Source organism: Martinezella dioscoreae (genome assembly GCF_009176305.1).
Classification (GTDB): domain Bacteria; phylum Pseudomonadota; class Alphaproteobacteria; order Rhizobiales; family Rhizobiaceae; genus Rhizobium; species Rhizobium dioscoreae.
The window spans coordinates 104,792-121,681 of record NZ_BLAJ01000006.1 but is presented as its reverse complement, the minus strand read 5'-3'; the positions used below and the strand labels follow the sequence as shown (position 1 = coordinate 121,681).

The following is a 16,890-nucleotide window of genomic DNA, read 5'->3' as shown; positions in this document are numbered from 1 at the left end:
CCTCGCCGCGCGCCTTCAGTCAGCGCCATGACCGTGACAACGACGGAACCGAGAGCAGCCTGGCCGCGTCAGGTGCATCGCGTGATCGCCATGATCGACGATGCGCTCAACAAGCAGGTCAATGCCATCTTGCACCATCCGGACTTCCAGGCAATGGAAGCGCGGTGGCGCGGACTCGCCATGCTCATGCGTCACACCGGCCGATCGGAAGAGGTGAAGGTCAAGATCCTCAGCGTCAGCTGGGCTCAGCTGACGCGGCATCTGGAGCGAACGACGGAATTCGACCAGAGCCATCTCTTCGAGCTGATCTACAGTCGCGAATTCGGCATGCCCGGTGGAGAGCCGTTCGGTCTGTTGATCGGCGACTACGAGCTTTCTCCACAAGATCGGGTCGGCGGCGATACGGTCGGCGCGCTCACGCAGATCGGCATGGCCGCCGCCGCTGCCTTCTGCCCGTTCGTAGCCGCCGCCGCACCACAAGCCATCGGCCTGCAGGATTTTGACGAGCTCAATCGCGTTCAGGACTTTTCCTGGTTGGCCTATGATCCCACCCGCATCCGCTGGAATGGGCTTCGCGCGCGCGAGGATTCCCGTTTCCTCGGACTGGTCGCCCCACGGATCCTGATGCGCGCGCCCTATGAGGCGTTTTCGCGCGAGCGCGACGATCGGTTCCCTTTCCGCGAAAGCATCGCAGCCGATGGCAGCACCTTGCTTTGGGGCAATGGTGCCTTCGCTTTCGCGATGATCGTCATCCGCAATTTCATCGAAACCGGCTGGTTCGCCGATATTCGTGGGGTGACGCAGGACGCCATCGATGGCGGCATGCTGAGCGCGGAGGAGCTCGCTCCCTATGATCTCGGCATCGAAAGCAACGGGTTGTCGCAACAGGCTCCCGTCGAAATTCGTCTGACCAATGGACAGGAGCAGCAGTTGTGCGAGCTCGGCATAGTCCCTGTCGCTACGACATATCTCTCCTCGTCGGCGATCTTCAATTCCAATCAGTCTCTGCATGCGCCGCCGCATTATTCGAGCGAGCATGCCCGGCAAAATGCCCGCATCGCAGCGATGCTGCAGTATGTGCTGTGCGCCTCGCGCTTCTCGCACTATCTCAAGGTCATCATGCGCGATGACATCGGCAAGCTCGCCGATAGTGCCTCCATTGAACGCAAGCTGAACGATTGGCTGTCAACCTACACGCTCGGCAACGACGACGCCGACCTGTCGCTGCGCACGCGTTTCCCGTTGCGCTCGGCCGGCATCAGCGTCGATGAAATTCCCGGCAAGCCGGGCATGTTCGCTTGCACGGTACGGCTGCAGCCGCATTTTCAGCTCGACGACGTCTCGACAAGTTTTCACCTCATCGCGGAGACGGCGAATGCGACCTATGCATTCTCCCGCCCCGCGAACACGCAAAGGATGTCCGCATGACGCTCTCCGCCAGGATTGCCGAAGCTCTTAGCGAAAACGCGCTCGACGACGCAATTGAGCAGGCGAAGGCACATGTAAAGGCAGCGCCGACGGACAAGGATGGCAGGCATATTCTGATCGATCTTCTGATCCTTGCCGGTGATTACGCGCGAGCCGATGCGCAGTGCAATATCGCGACAACATTCGCGCCGGAAGACATGATGGGCTTCGCTATGCTGCGCAACCAGCTTCGTGCGATGGCTGCACGTTTGGCCTGGTTCGAGGAAACGGCGGTGCCGGAATTCCCGAACGGCCCGACGGCGCTCGATCAGGCGGCCATGAAGGTGGCGATCGCCCATCGCGACCATTCTTCGGATACGGCCGCGGCGCTGCAATCCCTTGAGGCGATCAGGGGCGAACGGCCGATGCGCTGGAATGGCCAGCTTGTTTCGGACCTTCGAGATCTAGACGATCGGATCCCGCATGCTCTTGAGGTCATCATGACCGGCGGCTCCTATCTGTGGATCGACTTTTCCAGGATTGCCGCGCTTCGCCTTGAGCCGATTGCCCGCCCCCGCGATCTCGCTTTCCGCAGGGCCGAGCTTGAGCTCGTGGACGGCGCGAGCGCGCCCGTACTGCTGCCGGCGATCTATCACGGCACGACAGGCGCCAAGCTGCTGCTGGGCCGCGAGACCGAATGGGTCGACGAGCCGACGGGCATTACGACCGGCCGCGGCCAAAAGTGCTTCCTGGCGGGCGACGATCTGGTTTCCTTCCATGATCTGAAGTCGCTGGAAGTCGCTGCAAACTCTGCCGGGACGAGGCGCGCCGCCCATGGCTGATCCGTTGGAGCGCTACAGGCCGCGGGAAAGGATCGTCGCGAGGTCGATCATCGATCGACTGATCGACGGGGACCCCGATCGCCTGCAGGATCCACCGCTGACGGCGGCCGAGCAACTGCGCGAACTGCGCGAATGCATTCGCCGCGATCTCGAAGCTCTACTCAACACGCGCCGCCGGCCGACTGCTCCGCCCTCCATTTACGATGAACTCGGCGATGCGCTGGTGTCCTTCGGGGTCGATGGCATGGTCTCGGCAAATCTCGTCACCGATGAAGCCAAGAGCCGTCTCGCACACCTGATCGAGCGGCGCATCACGCTGTTCGAAACGCGGCTTTCCGATGTGCAGGTGAGTATCCTCAAGAGCCGCGGAAATGGCGAACGAGCCTTGCGGCTGCGCATCCACGCGACCTTCCGCGTGCATGAGGGTATGCCGCCGATCAGCTTTGAATCGACGATCGACCCCTCCACTCAGCGCTTCCTGGTGGAGGCCAATAATGGCTGACGGCTTCCTGCAGCGTTACAACGACGAGCTGGCCGCGATCCGTCGGCGTGCGGCACGTTTTGCCGACGCTTTCCCTAAAATCGCCGGCCGGCTACGCCTGACCGGCGAGGTTGCGGACGATCCGCATGTCGAACGGCTGATCCAGAGCTTTGCCTATTCCGCCGCCCGCGTGCGCCAGAAGCTCGACGACGAGTTTCCGGAACTGACGGATGGGTTGCTGGAAACTCTTTATCCGCACTATCTCGCGCCATTGCCCTCGATGAGCATCGTGCGCCTCACGCCAAGCAGCACGCTAACATCGGTGCAAACCCTGCCGCGTCACACCGAAATCTTCGCGGAGCCGATTGGCGGCGAGAGCTGCCGCTTCCGCACGACACAGGATACGCTGGTCGCGCCGATCGAGATCGTCTCGGCTTCGCTGACTGGCCACCCGATCAGCGCGCCGCCCTCCCCTCATGCAGGTGCGGCCGGTTGTCTTCGCCTGTCGATCCGGGCACGGGATGCCAACAAGCCGCTCAGTGAGATCGGCGTGGACAGGCTGCGGCTTCATATCGGTTCGTCCTGGCAGCAGGCCGTCGCGATTTACGAGCTTCTCGTCAATCACACGCTCGGCATCGCGCTTGCCCACCACGCCGATGATCGAGCGCCGGTCACGCTGCCGGCGGCCGCGCTCCGCCCGGTCGGCTTCGAGCCGGACGAGGCGATCCTGCCCTATCCCAGCTCAAGCTTCACCGGTTATCGTCTGCTGACGGAATTCTTCGCCTTGCCGCAGAAATTCCTCTTCATCGATATCGTCGGCCTGAAGGCCTGGCGTGGCGAAACGCTGGAAATCTTCATTTATCTCGATGAAAGCAGCGTAAAGCTGGAGCGCGCCATCTCCGCCCGGGATTTCGTCCTGAATGCCACTCCGATCGTAAACTTGTTTCGCCAGAGTTGCGAACCGATCGCACTCGACGGTGCGCGCACCGAATATCGCGTGCTTCCCGATGCCAGACGGCAGAAGACGCGGGAGATCTATGCGATCGAGAAGGTGGTCGTGTCGGCGCGCACTGGGGACGAGGAAGAGTGCCAACCCTTCTTCGGTCGCAGCCTGAAGGGCGGAGCCTCTACGCTCTTTTGGCAATGCACGCGCCGCTTTGACGCCGATGACCATACCTCGGACATGGAAATCGCGTTCGTAGACCGCGCTCGCCGGGCAAGCGGTCCGCTTGACAAGATCGCGAGCATAGACGCGCTGTGCCTTAACCGCGAACTGCCGGAGCAATTGCCCTTTGGCGGCGGCCATCCCTATCTGCAGCTGGCTTCCGGCAGCGAGGCAGTCGGCTCAGTCGAAGCCTTGATGGCACCTACGCCTTCCGTGCGAATGAACGAGCAGCAAGGGCGCAACTGGCGGCTCATGTCGCATCTCCAGCTCAATCATCTTTCCATATTCGACAATGATGGCGCCGCGCTGAAGGATATTCTTGCGCTCTATGCTTTCAGGGACAGCCGCGAAACCAGACTGCTCGCGGATGCTCTTGTGCGGGTCGACGCCAAAAGCTCGATGACGCGGCTTGGCGGCGGCGGGATGGTGACGGGCACCGATATCATCCTGGAGTTTGATCCGGCCGCCATCGACAGGCCTTCGGCCTATCTCTTCGGCAGTGTCCTCGACCGGTTTTTCGGGCTTTACACCTCGATCAACAGCTTCACTCGCCTTTCCATCTCGATGAAGGGGCAATCGAAACCAATCGCCGTCTGGCCGGCGCGCGCCGCCGAGCGGCCGCTATTGTGACGAGGGAGATGAACGCAAGCGATGGACCAGTTCCGGCCAAGTGATAGCGAAATGCTTGCCGCGCTGCTCGAACGCGACCCCGGTCGTTTCGAGCCATCGACGGCGTTTCGTGTCGCCCAGCACGCGGCCGGCGATCATTTGACGGTGTCCTCACCCGTCGGCGTTTCGCCGGCGCCGCTTGCCATTAGCGACTTCAAGCGAAAAGGCGCGGCGGGGTCGGTCAAGGCAAGCATGGCCGGTCTGCTCGGGCCACTCGGGGCCATGCCGCCGAGTTACAACGAGCTAGTCATGCGCGAAGAGCGCAATCGTGCTCATGGCCTTTCAAGCTTTTTCGATCTCTTTACGAGCCGCCTTGCGGAGCTTTTCGCCGATGCCTGCGAGAAATATCGTCTTGCGCGCGGATTGCGATGGAGCCGGGACAGAAACGGAAACGCCTTTATCAAGACCCTGTTCGCACTGACGGGTTTCGGTACCGCCCGGCTGAGGGAGCAGGTCGGTCCCGATGACGAACTGATCCTCCGATTTTCCGGATTTTTTTCGGCCAGAAACCGCAATGCGGTCAATCTGCAGGCCATGCTGCAGGAGTTCAGCGGCCTGCCGGTTGCGATCGAATTATTCAAAGGCAGATGGCTTTCCATTCCCGAGGGCGAGCGCAGCCGCATGGGGCAGCCGCAGGGTGTGCAGCTTGGCGTGAACTCGACCGCGGGCGCGGCAGTCCACGATTTCGGCGGCAGTTTCCGCGTCGTGATCGGCCCGGTCGATTATGAGGATTACCGGTCTCTTTCTCCTGGCAGCGCCAATATAAATGCGCTGTTTGCCCTGACGCGCCTTTATGTGGATCCGTCGCTCGATTTTGACATTCAGGTGGTTTTGAAGAAGGAGCACATCCCGTTTTGCCGGCTTGGCGAAAGCAGTGATCCGCCGAGGCTTGGATGGAACAGCTGGGCACGCGTAGCAGCGGCAGACCGCGACAGTGGCGATGCCATCGTTGCGGAGCCACGTAAGGCGCCAGGACAATCCGATCACGGAGGCCTCCATGCGGCTTGAACTGCAGCAGACAGCCGGAGAAGGTTCCAGCAAGGGGTGGTTCTTCGAGCGGGGCAAACGCACGCTCGGCCGATCGCCCGATTGCGATTGGCAGGTTTCCGATCCAAAGCGGCTGATTTCGAAAATTCACTGCGCGATCGAACGCGATCGCGCCGGCTTTTTCGTGCGGGACCAGAGCGCCAATGGCACTCGTGTGGACGGCGCGACCATTTTCGAAGGCGAGACGGCGAGACTTACGGATAAATCCAAAATCGCATTCGGCGACGTCGCGTTCACCGTCGTCATTACTGGGGAAGCTGATCGCGAGATCGACGATCCGGCAGCGGATCTGCGCCTCAGCGACGAAAGGTTGACGATCTCGTCGATCCTTGCCGACATCGCGCCCGGCGGCGGCACGGCAACCGGCGTGCTCGGCCAGCGCAATGGCGACGACTGGATCGCCGCGCTGGCGCAATCGTCGAAAAATGGCAAGTCGCCAAGTAGGAATGTCGACATCGGCTGGAACGGCCCGCCCGATGTCAACGGTATCAAACCGATACTTCCGGATGATTGGAACTCGGACTTCGAGCTGGGCAGCCAACTCGAACATGGCGCGGCAACCCACGTCTCCGTTGCCGTTGCCCGCGGTTCCGGTTCCGAGACGGTCGAAACTGCAAAGGCGATCATTCCGGCCAATGATATGCGCGCCGCCGATAATACGGATCAAGACGCGGACGATGCGAGTTTTGCGTTGCAATTCGATCCGCTGCGGCAGCTCGAAGCGCTCGTTTCGACGCTGGAGCAGACACTCGACGACGAAGCGTCTATTTTCGGAATTGAAGACAGTCGGGCTCATTCATCCGCTTCACTGTTCAGCCGCGAACGGACGGAGCAATTGGCCGACCGCCTTCGATCGCTCATTTCGAGGCAATCCAGGCTTAACGCCGGTCTTGAAAACCTTGTTCGCGAAGCCAATCGGATGTTCGAGCCCCGGATGATCGAGGCGCTTGTCGATGCCTCCCAGCGCAAGGCTCTTTGGCGCGGCAACGGCGATTACTGGAAGGCTTACCGCGCGCAGTTCGAAAGGGGCGGCAGAAGCATTTCGGTCCGCGACCTGCTGGCCGAGGCGTTCAGCGCCCACGCCCATGGCCGCGACGAAGACGATACCGCCAGTTTGGCAGAGAGGACGGGCAACACCCGATGAAGAACGAAAATCGCGTGGCTTGGAGCGAGGGTATGTTCCTTCGCGTGCAGCATTTCCAGCAGGCCGACCGCTGGACGGAGCGGTTAGTCCGAACGACCGCGCGGGGGCTCGCACCCTATCCCTGGGGCATTGCCGAGATCGGCATCGATCGCAGCGCGCTCGCGATCGGCCAGTTTGCTTTGTCGAACCTGCGCGGCATCCTGCCCGACGGCACGCCGTTCGAAGCGCCCGTTGATGCGGATCTGCCGCCCCCCTTGGAACTCGACGATTCAACGAAGAACGCTATCGTCTATCTGGCCCTGCCCAGCCGTCAGCCTGGAAGAGCCGACGTCGCCATGAACGGCAGCGCCATGCGCAACAGCGTGCGCATAACAGCCTCGCAATATGAGGCGCCGGATGCGAATGTGGAAACCGACTTCATGGCGCCGATCGATGTCGGCCGCCTGAACCTGCGCTACCTGAAGACCGGCGACGAACTCGCTGGATACGACTTGATCGGCCTTGCGCGCATCATCGAGGTTCGCTCCGACCGTTCAGTCATTCTCGATCCGGATTACATCGCCCCATCGCTGAATTGCGCGGCCGAAGCGCGTTTGAATGAGCTCATTACCGAATTGCTCGGAATCGTGCGGCATCGGGCCGAAGCGATCGCCGAGCGCATTGGCGATCCGACGGTGCGTGGAACCGCCGAGGTCGGCGATTATTTTCTGCTGCATATTCTCAATCGTGCCGATCCGATGCTGCGGCATATCGCGGCGAATGCTTCGCGGATGCATCCGATCATCTTCTACGAGGAATGCATCCAGCTAGCCGGCGAACTCGCCACCTTCACAACCGATCGCAAGCGGGCGACCGATTTTCCGCCCTATCGCCATGACGATCTGAAGGCGACGTTTGCCGCTGTGTTCAACGATCTGCGCGCCTCGCTTTCCGCGGTGCTCGAGCAGGCCGCCGTTGCGATCGAACTTATCGAACGGCGTCACGACGTGCGCGTCGGCACCATCAACGACCGCTCGCTGCTCAAGGATGCGGGCTTTGTGCTTGCGGTCCGTGCCGAGATGTCGGCCGAGGATGTCAGACGCAAGCTGCCCGCGCAGATCAAGATCGGCCCCGTGGAGCGGATCGCCGAGCTTGTCAATGTCGCGCTGCCCGGCATTCCTGTCAGGCCCCTTCCCGTGCTGCCGCGGCAGCTGCCATACCGGTCAGGCACGATCTACTTCGAACTCGATACGAAGAATCCGCTTTGGAAACAGCTTGATACCTCCGGCGCGATCGCGCTGCATCTCGCGGGCGACTTCCCTGGCCTGGAGATGGAACTGTGGGCTCTCAGAGAATGAATACACCACGCTCAACACCCTGGCACGAGCTGCCGACGATCATCGAGCTGACCGAGGATGGCGCACGCAAGAACGAAGCCGCCCGCAAGGTGGCCGATATTCTCGACGAGGAGCTGGATAAGCAGCCGAACGACAAATCGGCCAATGCAGCCGGCGGCTGGTCCGTCGATGCGCTGATCCGCGGCTTTCGCTTTGGCGGTGATGATGTTCCAACCATCGTGCGCTCGGCCGCACCATTGCTCAATCTCGCTCACAGCCTGCGCAACACCGAGGAACAGCCCGACATTGCCGAGCTCAGGCAGGTGACGATCGATGCGGTTGGGCGCTATGAGCGCGATCTCGCGGGTGCGCGCATCAGCCCGGAACGGGCACGCGCGGCGCATTATGTCATCTGCGCGACCATTGACGACGTGGTTCTGAGCAAGCCTTGGGGCGTGCGGGCCGGCTGGGCGCGATCTGGCCTCGTCTCGACCTTCCACATGGACGTGACCGGCGGCGACCGGGTTTTCGATCTCCTGGACCATTTCCAGCAGAGCCCGGGCACCAACAAGGACCTGCTGCTTCTCATCTATCTCTGCCTGTCGCTCGCCTTCGAAGGCCGCACGCGCGTTTCGCCGCGCGGATCGCTGGAACTCGGGCGTATCCGCGACAGTCTCTACAAGACGCTGCTCGGTCAGTATGGTGTTTTCGAACGCGAGCTGTCGCCGCACTGGCGCGGCGTTTCGGCGCGCCACAAGCCGCTGCGCACGGCTGTCGCGCTTTGGACGATCCTTTCCGTCCTGGCGCTTCTGTTCGCGCTCGGCTACATGTTCTTCACGCTTTCGCTCAACAATGCCTCCGACGCCACCTTCGAGCGCCTGGCCAACCTGCCGCCACGCGATACGCCGAGCGTTCTGATCGACGCGCCGAAGCCGAAAGAAGTCGCACAGACGCCCCCTCCCGCGAAGAAGCAGCCGGAAATACCGCCGCAGGTCAAGCCGCAGCCGACGCCGCTCGACAATCTGCTCGCTTTCCTGCAGCCGGAAGTCGACCGCAAACTGGTCACGCTGTCGAATTCCAATGGCAGGCTGCTGGTGCGCATCAACAATTCCGGCCTGTTCGACACAGGCAGCGCCGAAGTCAGCGCTAAATTCCGCGATCTCCTCCAGCGCATCGGCGGAGCGTTGGCTTCGGAAAAATTCCGTGCCGTCGTCGTCGGCTATACCGACAATGTGCCGATCCGCACGGCGCAGTTCCCGTCGAACTGGCATCTTTCCGAGGCTCGCGCCCGCGCCGTCGGCGATATTCTTGCCGCCTATACTGGCAAGGAGGCCATTCTCACGGAAGGGCGCGCCGACAGCGATCCGCTCGCAAGCAACGACACGGCGGAAGGCCGCGAAGCCAACCGCCGGACGGAGATCCTGGTGCTGACCGACCCAACACAACGTCTTGGCGATGCCGCCCTCAATCCGCAGGCAACACCACAAACGCCGAGCGCTAATGCACCGGCGACATCCGCGACGACGGGAGGAGCTCGATGAATCCGCTTGGCGCGTTTTACACGCTTCGCTCCTATGTCTCGGCCTATGCCGGTCTTCTCGGTCAGCGCTTCATCTCGCTGATCTGGGTCGTGGCGATCTGCGTCGTCATCTGGTTCTACGGTTCCATGGCCGGCTATGGTGGTTTCAAGCCGCTGTCGAGCAGCACCGCCCGGATGATCGCGATCGGCGTGATCATAGCGGGTTGGCTGATCTACATGCTGGCGACGACCCTGCGCGCGCGCAAAAGGGACAAGGCGCTCGTGGAAGGTATTGCCGACGATGCCGCCAGCCAGCAGGCGGAAGTCGGCGAAATCCATAGCCGCCTGAAGGAAGCCCTGCTGCTTCTGCGCCGTATCAGCAAGAAGCGTTTCGGCTATATCTACGAACTGCCCTGGTATGTCATCTTCGGCGCGCCGGGATCGGGAAAGACGACAGCGCTGACCAATTCGGGGCTGAAGTTCCCGCTCGGGGATGCGATGGGCAGTAATTCCGTGCAGGGCGCCGGCGGCACCCGCAATTGCAATTGGTGGTTCGCCGACGAGGCGATCCTGATCGACACCGCTGGCCGCTACACCACGCAGGATGATCTGAACGGTGCGTCCAAGGCCGGATGGGAAGGCTTTCTCGGGCTGTTACGCAAGTACCGCCGCTCGCAGCCGATCAACGGCGCGCTCGTAACGCTCTCGATCGGCGACCTTCTCAGCCGCGATCATGAGGCACAGCTCGAAGAGGTGCGTTCCATTCGCAAACGCCTGTCGGAGCTCGACGAGTTCCTGCATGCGCGCGTACCCGTCTACGTCGTCCTAACGAAGGCCGATCTCTTGACCGGCTTTGTCGAATTCTTCGACGGTCTTGCCAAAACCGATCGTGAGCAGGTCTGGGGCACGACCTTCAATCTCGATGAAAGCTATAAGGGCGAGAACCTGCCCGAGCGTTTCATGGAAGAGTTCGCGCTGCTGCAGCAGCGCGTGGATGCCATGCTGATCGAACGCCTGCAGCAGGAGCCGAATATCGAGGTTCGCGGTCGAATCTTCCGCTTTCCCGCGGAGCTTGCCTCATTGGGAGAGCGCCTGCAGGAGCTGTTGACCGAGCTCTGTGCATCTTCCAGCCTCATCGAATCCCCTCTCGTTCGCGGCGTCTATTTCGCCTCCGGCACACAGAGCCGCGACACGGACACTCCGCACACGCGACGCAGCTATTTCCTGTCGCGTCTGTTCAAGGAGGTCATCTTCGGCGAGGCGTCGCTGGTCGCCCGCGACAGACGCCTCTCGGGCCGGCAAGCCATGATCAGACGGATCGCTTATGGCGCGGCGGCCATCGCGCTCGCGATCGTCTTCACCGGCTGGACGGCAACCTATTTTCAGAACTCGCGCGCGATCGCGGCAGCAGAGCGGCGGATCGACAGTTACGAGAAGCTCGCAAGCGGCATTCAGGTGCGCGATGTCACCGATGCCGATTTTCTGCGGGTCCTGCCGGCGCTCGACAATCTGCGTGCGGTCAACAGCGGCTTCGATGAGGCGCGCATCTGGCCGACCAGTTTCGGCCTCGATCAGGGTGACAAGATCGCCAGCCGCCAGCGCGGAGCCTATCAGCGCGCCTTGAACGCGCTGCTTCTGCCTCGCATGCTGGTAGCGCTTCAAACGGAGCTCAAGCAGACCTCGGATGTTCAGAAGACCTTCGATGCTTTGAAGTTGTATGGCATGCTCGGCGGGCTGGGGCCGGTCGACGGGGATTTCGTCGCGCAGCAATCGGAAGACATGTTTGCTGCACTTTACCCCGGCGAAGGACGCTCGGCCACGCGCAAGGCGCTGGCTGCTCACGCAGAGGCCATGGCAGCGGGCAGCCTGCCCGCGATCGAGCTGGACAATGCCCTGATTGCCAAGGCACGGGAAACGATCCACTCGCAAAGTCTTGCGGCCCGAACCTATGATATTCTCATCCATTCCCGGCAGGCTCGCCAGCTTGATGCCTGGCTCCCTACCGACGCATTGGGACCGCTGGGAGCCCAGATTTTCCAGCGCAAATCTAAATCAACGCTGCGGGAGGGCATTCCGGGAATTTTCACGAGCAAAGGTTATCGTGACGTGGTGCTGCCGATGGTCGCGACCGCAGCCTCCGAAGCGCTCAAGGAACAATGGGTCCGCGGTGACGGCGGCGCGGCTCCTTCGACAATGACCACGGACGCGATTTCCCAGGCGACGCTGCAGCTTTATTTCGACGCATTCCAGCAGCAATGGTCTTCGTTGCTGGCCGATCTTCAGGTGCGCCCATCGAGCAATCTTGCCGATGCGACCGAGACGGCGCGCATCCTGGCGGCCAATCCAAGCCCAGTGGAGATGGCGCTGAAATCCATAGCAGCCGCCACCGACCTGCGCCCCCACGTCGGTGCCGAGATTGCCTCGCTTGACGATGTTCCGGACGCGGCGCTGACGGCCGCCACCACAGGCGCGGTCAGCGCGCCCGATCCTTACGGTCCGTTGCGGGCCGCGCTCGAGGCAAATGCCGTCAATGCGCAACCGTCATCCCAAGACGGCAACGCCAATGGCAACGATAAGCCGCGCTCCCAGATCCAGAGTCTCCAGCCGATCCTCCAGAATATCTACGGCCAATTGTCGCGCGCAGCGAACTCGACGGCGGAAGTGGCACGCGTCTTCGACGCCGGCGGCCAACTCGCCAATGCCAATCAGGACTTGCTGCAGCAGGCCCGCGGGCTGCCGGCGCCAGCCGATGCATGGATGGTGGCGGTTGCCGCAGATATCGGCTCGCTGGCGGTCAAGACGGCCCGCGCCCGCATCAACGATCTATGGGCTGCGGAAGGCGCCGATCTATGCGCCCGCATCGTTACCGGTCGCTATCCGTTCGACCGGAAATCCAGCCAGGACATCGCCATGGCGGACTTCATCCGATTGTTCGGACCGCAAGGCCTGTTCCAATCTTTCTTCAAGAACCGGCTGGATGCATTTGTCGACACGAGCGCTCAGCCTTGGGGCTGGCGTGGTACTTTCGGCGGCGACAGCATTCCGAGCCAGGCGATCGCGCAGTTCGAAAATGCCAGCAAGATCGAGCATGCCTTCTTTCCGGCCGGCAGTGAGAAACCCTCGATATCAATCAATATCAAGCCCGTTTCGTTGTCGGACAATGCCAATTCAGTGATGGTTGATATCGTCGGCGAGCATGTCCTTTATAATCACGGACAAATTGTGCCAAAATCCATAACCTGGCCACCCGCTGGCGCAGTGAACCAGTCCAATGTCAGATTTTTCCCGGGAGATCTGCAACCGGCCATCACACAGACCGGCGACTGGTCGCCCTTCCGCCTGTTCGATGCCGCCAAGGTGACGGTCCAGGCTCCCGATCTTTTCCGGGCTCGATTTGAGGACAAGGGCCAGATGGCGGAATTCGACGTCCAATTCGGCTCGGTGCTTAATCCCTTCCGGCTGCAGGCATTGTCCGATTTCAGCTGCCCGGGGCAATTCTGACGGTCCGCCGATGAACGAGCCGCTCGCCCGCACCCAATCGCCGATGCAAGCAGATGCGGTCGGCTTTTTCGGAAAATTGCCGACGCATGGAGATTTCGTTTCCGCCGCGCTCGGCTCGCGTCTCCAGAGCGAACTCGACCAATGGGTTCACAATGGCCTGATCGCACTGGAAGCGACATCGGGATCGGATTGGCGCCAGCTGTTTCATGCGACGACCGCCTGGCGCTTCGTCGTCGGCAAGGGTGTCTGGGGGCCGTCTGCTGTCGCAGGCGTCCTTCTGCCCAGCCGTGACCGCGTCGGCCGAAGTTTTCCTCTGATTATCGCCGCTCAATTGCAGCGCTTCTCCGGACAGCTGCGTGATCTGTGCGAAGACGATAGCTGGTTTACCGCTGCCGAAGCCCTGGCGGAGACCTCCGACAAGGCCGATTTCGCGATGAGCCGTTTCGTCGAGGGCATCAAGCGGCTTCGCCCGCCATTCATCGACAAGCACTCAAGCGTGATGCAGTCCGCCGCAATGAGCAATGCTCCCGCACCGGGCTCGCTTTGGTGGCGTATCAATCCCGGCACGCGCCAAGGCAAAGGGTTCCGCACCGCGGCCGCTCCCACCGCACAGGATTTCGTCAAGCTCGTCACGGTAGAAGCCCCGAAAATCCCCGTCAGCGTCGAGCCGGATATATACTCTGCCGCCGCGATCGAAGCGCCGCAAACGGCGAAGACTGGGCCCTCGGATTTTGCGATAGCGTACAGCCATGCCAGCCATGCCGGAACGCGTCTCTCATTGAATGCCGATGCGCTTCTTATAAGCGCCGCACCGCATGTCTTCGCGATAGCGGATGGTGTCGGCGATGGCATCGGCGCCATCGAGGCGGCAAGAATAACGACGGGAATCCTTGCCGGTATGTCGCAACGTGAAGCGCTGCAGCCGCTGGTACAGGATATCAAGAGCAAGCTCAGCCATGCCCATGCGATCCTACGCGCCAAGGCTGCCACCGCCGAACGCGAGCCTCCCGTCGCCAGCGTCGTGACCGCAACCTTGCTGAATGGCGAGTTTGTGGCGATATGGGCGGGAGATTCACGCTGCTATCTGCTTCGCGACGGGATGATGCGGCTGTTGACCCATGACCATATCGACATAGGATTGCGGCGCACACTTGGCCGAGCTCTGGGCCTGAAGGATCAATTCGTCTCGGAAGCCGTTGGCGACCAGCTTCAACGCGGCGACAGGCTCCTGCTTGCAAGCGGTCCGCTTTCGCGCACGCTGACCGATCGCGTCATCGCGGAAATCCTGATCGAGACGCCGCTGGAACAAGCGGCCGAGGCGCTGATCCAGGAAGCACTCATCGCCAATTGCCGCGAGAATGTCAGCGCAATCGTCATCGGCGCGACATGAGTGGCGACACCAACGACGAGGGTATCAAAAGGATTGCGGCCAGCTTTGCTGAGCTGCTGCATCTCCTCACCCATGATGGCAATGTCGAGCGACCAAAGGAGGTGCGCGATCTTCTGGTCGATCGATTACGCGATGCATTGGATCGACGCCTGCCATCCCTTCCCAGGGGTGAAGCGGCCTTCATCGGAAATACCTTTCTTGTCGAAGCGATTGTCCACCGCAACGACCGGACCGAAATCAGCCGGTTGCGCCATCGCGATCTCGGCACCTTTCATGCCATGAAAACGATCCCGTCGGATCGGGCGAATGAGCCGACCACCAAAGCCTTGCTGCTGCGTGAAGCAAGCATCGGCATGACGCTGCGCTGTAACGACCTTGCCACTACTCAGTGTGCCATCCGCCTGCCCGATGGGCGCCCGGCGCTTATTATGGAATGGATTGGACCATCCTTGTCTCAACGATTGGCGGAAGTTTCCCTGTCGGAGGCGGATGTCAGGGCGGCGGTGAAGTCCATGCTCGTCGGACTGAGCGCGATCCATCACGCCGGTTATGTCCACGGGGATATTTCGCCGGCCAATCTTCTGCTTCAAGATGGTGATCTCAATCAGCTGAAAATCGCCGATTTCGGGACAATGGTAGAATGTGGAAGCCGATACAGCGATCTCGATATCGCCAAGGCGATGACGCCGGGCTTCACAGCGCCGGAGGTTTCAGGCGATACCGCCATGCAGATCAGCGCCGATCTCTACTCGGCCGGATGCGTCATCAACCTGCTTCTGGACCATTGCGACGAGGCCCAGGAATCAATCGTTCAAATCAAGGCCGCTGCCCGACATCTAACGGACCCCGCGCCTTCCCAAAGGCCGCCAAACGCTATGGCGGCCCTTGCCCTGATAGAGTCGATCTAGTTTCAGCCCTGTCAATTCGAGGAGGAACTACCTGGAAGCGGGGCCGCGGCCGTGGGCGCGCTCTTCTGATAAACGGTCAACAGCTTGGCAAAATCGACCGTGTCCGCATTGCTCGCGAAGATCGTGTCGCCATCCTGCATCTTGAACTGCTGCATCAGCACAAAATTCGATACCTGCTTAAGATTGACGCTGTAGATGACCGGCTTGACCGAAACAACGGTCGGAGCAATGGCGCTCTTGCCTGGACTCGACGCAGCCTGCGAATAGACCTTCTGGTTTCGGAAAAGAAAGAAGTTGCGGGAGTCCGCGCGGTCATCGAGCAGGCCGCCGGCACGGGCGAGCGCCTGCGCCAAGGTGGTCTGGCCAGGCTCAAGTGGGAACTCGCCGACGCTCTTGAAGGCGCCGAGCGCCGTGAACGTCTGCAAAGAGCCACTGACGAACAGTTGATCGCCAGGCAGGAGGCGCACGTTCTGCTTGCTATCCTGAAGGATGCGATCCAGAGGCGCGCTTGCTCTTTGCGAACCGCGCGTCAGCGTCACCGTCGTGTTGGCCGGCGCGGACGATGCGCCGCCGGCGAGCGCAAGAACGTCAAGCACGCGCTCCCCACGGGCTGTCAACGGGAAGCGGCCGGCGGAGCGCACCTTGCCATCGACTGTTACGGCGCTGGACGGCTTGTCGACGACCGTCACGACAGCCTGAGGATTGACCGAGGAGCCTTTGAGGGCGGTGACGATCTTCGACTGCAGGCCTTCCGGCGTGGAATCGATGACGCGCTGCTTGCCGACGTATGGCATGGTGACGAAACCGCGAGAATCGACGGTGAAGCGGCCGAGATTGAGGGACTTGCTTTGGGTGGCGGACAGCAATCCGTCCTCGCCGGTATCCAGCACCGTTACGTCGAACACGTCGCCCGGCCGCAGGCGTGCATCCGAAACGCCGCCCGAGCGTAGGCTTGCCAATCCCTGATCCGTGTACGCATGGGACGATGCGACGATCTGCGCACCCATCGGAGCCTCCGAGAGCGGCACGACCGGAATCTCCCGCTGGGTATCGGGCATCCTTGCGTTGCGAATATTGAGGGCGCTCGGTCCATCGGATGGTCCCGCGCAGGCGCTGAGTGCAACCAAGGGTAAAATCGCCGCCCATTTCCGCATTCCGGAATCTCCTTCGGATGTTAGAAGCAAGGCAGAAATATCAACCAGAAGGCGGGAGGCAATATCCGGACCTAACAAATAGTGAATTGTGACAGTTCGGTTGTTTACCATTGTGTCCAAATGGCAACCGAATAGGAGTTCAGCACCTCTTTGACGGCTCTCTGAACAGCCTCATTCGGGCCGCTTAGCGCCTGAAATACGAATCATCAGAGCGAATTGAATTTCGAAAATCATGCGATGTGTCGATCAAGGAGACGGGCAGCCCAACCGTTTACGCGATTGGATTTTCTAATCGGGCAAATATCGCCGTGCGTGTATTCACAACCTCTGAAGTACTGATCATTCCC

Annotated in this window: 12 protein-coding genes; 11 read left to right on the top strand and 1 reads right to left on the bottom strand. The window is 61.2% G+C overall.

Going from position 1 to position 16,890, the window contains the following annotated elements:
• Window positions 1-27 precede the first annotated feature (27 nt).
• The 11 genes from tssC to GDN47_RS23475 are packed head-to-tail and all read left to right on the top strand — an operon-like array spanning window position 28 to window position 15,389.
• Window positions 28-1,428 carry a type VI secretion system contractile sheath large subunit gene (tssC, locus tag GDN47_RS23525; RefSeq protein WP_152094362.1) on the top strand — a complete coding sequence of 467 codons (1,401 nt, stop codon included), beginning with the start codon at window positions 28-30 and terminating at the stop codon, window positions 1,426-1,428.
• On the top strand, window positions 1,425-2,249 hold the full coding sequence (locus GDN47_RS23520; protein ID WP_152094361.1) for a type VI secretion system accessory protein TagJ: 825 nt from the start codon (window positions 1,425-1,427) through the stop codon (window positions 2,247-2,249). The genes tssC and GDN47_RS23520 overlap by 4 nt, the downstream gene beginning before the upstream one ends.
• Entirely contained in the window at window positions 2,242-2,751 is a 510-nt protein-coding gene (gene tssE / locus GDN47_RS23515) for a type VI secretion system baseplate subunit TssE (protein WP_152094360.1), read from the top strand. The genes GDN47_RS23520 and tssE overlap by 8 nt, the downstream gene beginning before the upstream one ends.
• Window positions 2,744-4,525 carry a type VI secretion system baseplate subunit TssF gene (tssF, locus tag GDN47_RS23510; protein WP_152094359.1) on the top strand — a complete coding sequence of 594 codons (1,782 nt, stop codon included), beginning with the start codon at window positions 2,744-2,746 and terminating at the stop codon, window positions 4,523-4,525. The genes tssE and tssF overlap by 8 nt, the downstream gene beginning before the upstream one ends.
• A 21-nt stretch (window positions 4,526-4,546) precedes the next feature.
• Window positions 4,547-5,572, top strand: a complete 1,026-nt coding sequence (tssG, locus tag GDN47_RS23505; RefSeq protein WP_152094358.1) for a type VI secretion system baseplate subunit TssG — start codon at window positions 4,547-4,549, stop codon at window positions 5,570-5,572.
• Complete coding sequence (locus GDN47_RS23500; RefSeq protein ID WP_173002548.1) at window positions 5,562-6,755, top strand: FHA domain-containing protein; 1,194 nt, start codon at window positions 5,562-5,564, stop codon at window positions 6,753-6,755. Before tssG ends, GDN47_RS23500 begins: the two co-directional genes overlap by 11 nt.
• On the top strand, window positions 6,752-8,092 hold the full coding sequence (gene tssK / locus GDN47_RS23495) for a type VI secretion system baseplate subunit TssK (RefSeq protein WP_113352229.1): 1,341 nt from the start codon (window positions 6,752-6,754) through the stop codon (window positions 8,090-8,092). Before GDN47_RS23500 ends, tssK begins: the two co-directional genes overlap by 4 nt.
• Window positions 8,089-9,612 carry a type VI secretion system protein TssL, long form gene (tssL, locus tag GDN47_RS23490; protein WP_152094356.1) on the top strand — a complete coding sequence of 508 codons (1,524 nt, stop codon included), beginning with the start codon at window positions 8,089-8,091 and terminating at the stop codon, window positions 9,610-9,612. The genes tssK and tssL overlap by 4 nt, the downstream gene beginning before the upstream one ends.
• Window positions 9,609-13,091, top strand: coding sequence for a type VI secretion system membrane subunit TssM (gene tssM / locus GDN47_RS23485; protein WP_152094355.1), 3,483 nt, complete (start codon window positions 9,609-9,611; stop codon window positions 13,089-13,091). Before tssL ends, tssM begins: the two co-directional genes overlap by 4 nt.
• 10 nt (window positions 13,092-13,101) lie before the next feature.
• On the top strand, window positions 13,102-14,481 hold the full coding sequence (gene tagF, locus GDN47_RS23480; RefSeq protein WP_152094354.1) for a type VI secretion system-associated protein TagF: 1,380 nt from the start codon (window positions 13,102-13,104) through the stop codon (window positions 14,479-14,481).
• The gene (locus GDN47_RS23475) at window positions 14,478-15,389 is read left to right on the top strand and encodes a protein kinase domain-containing protein (RefSeq protein ID WP_152094353.1); all 912 of its coding nucleotides are present in this window, start codon (window positions 14,478-14,480) and stop codon (window positions 15,387-15,389) included. Before tagF ends, GDN47_RS23475 begins: the two co-directional genes overlap by 4 nt.
• A gap of 11 nt (window positions 15,390-15,400) precedes the next feature.
• On the opposite strand, the gene GDN47_RS23470 is transcribed toward GDN47_RS23475, so the two are convergent.
• The gene (locus GDN47_RS23470; protein ID WP_152094352.1) at window positions 15,401-16,543 is read right to left on the bottom strand and encodes a polysaccharide biosynthesis/export family protein; all 1,143 of its coding nucleotides are present in this window, start codon (window positions 16,541-16,543) and stop codon (window positions 15,401-15,403) included.
• Window positions 16,544-16,890 lie beyond the last annotated feature (347 nt).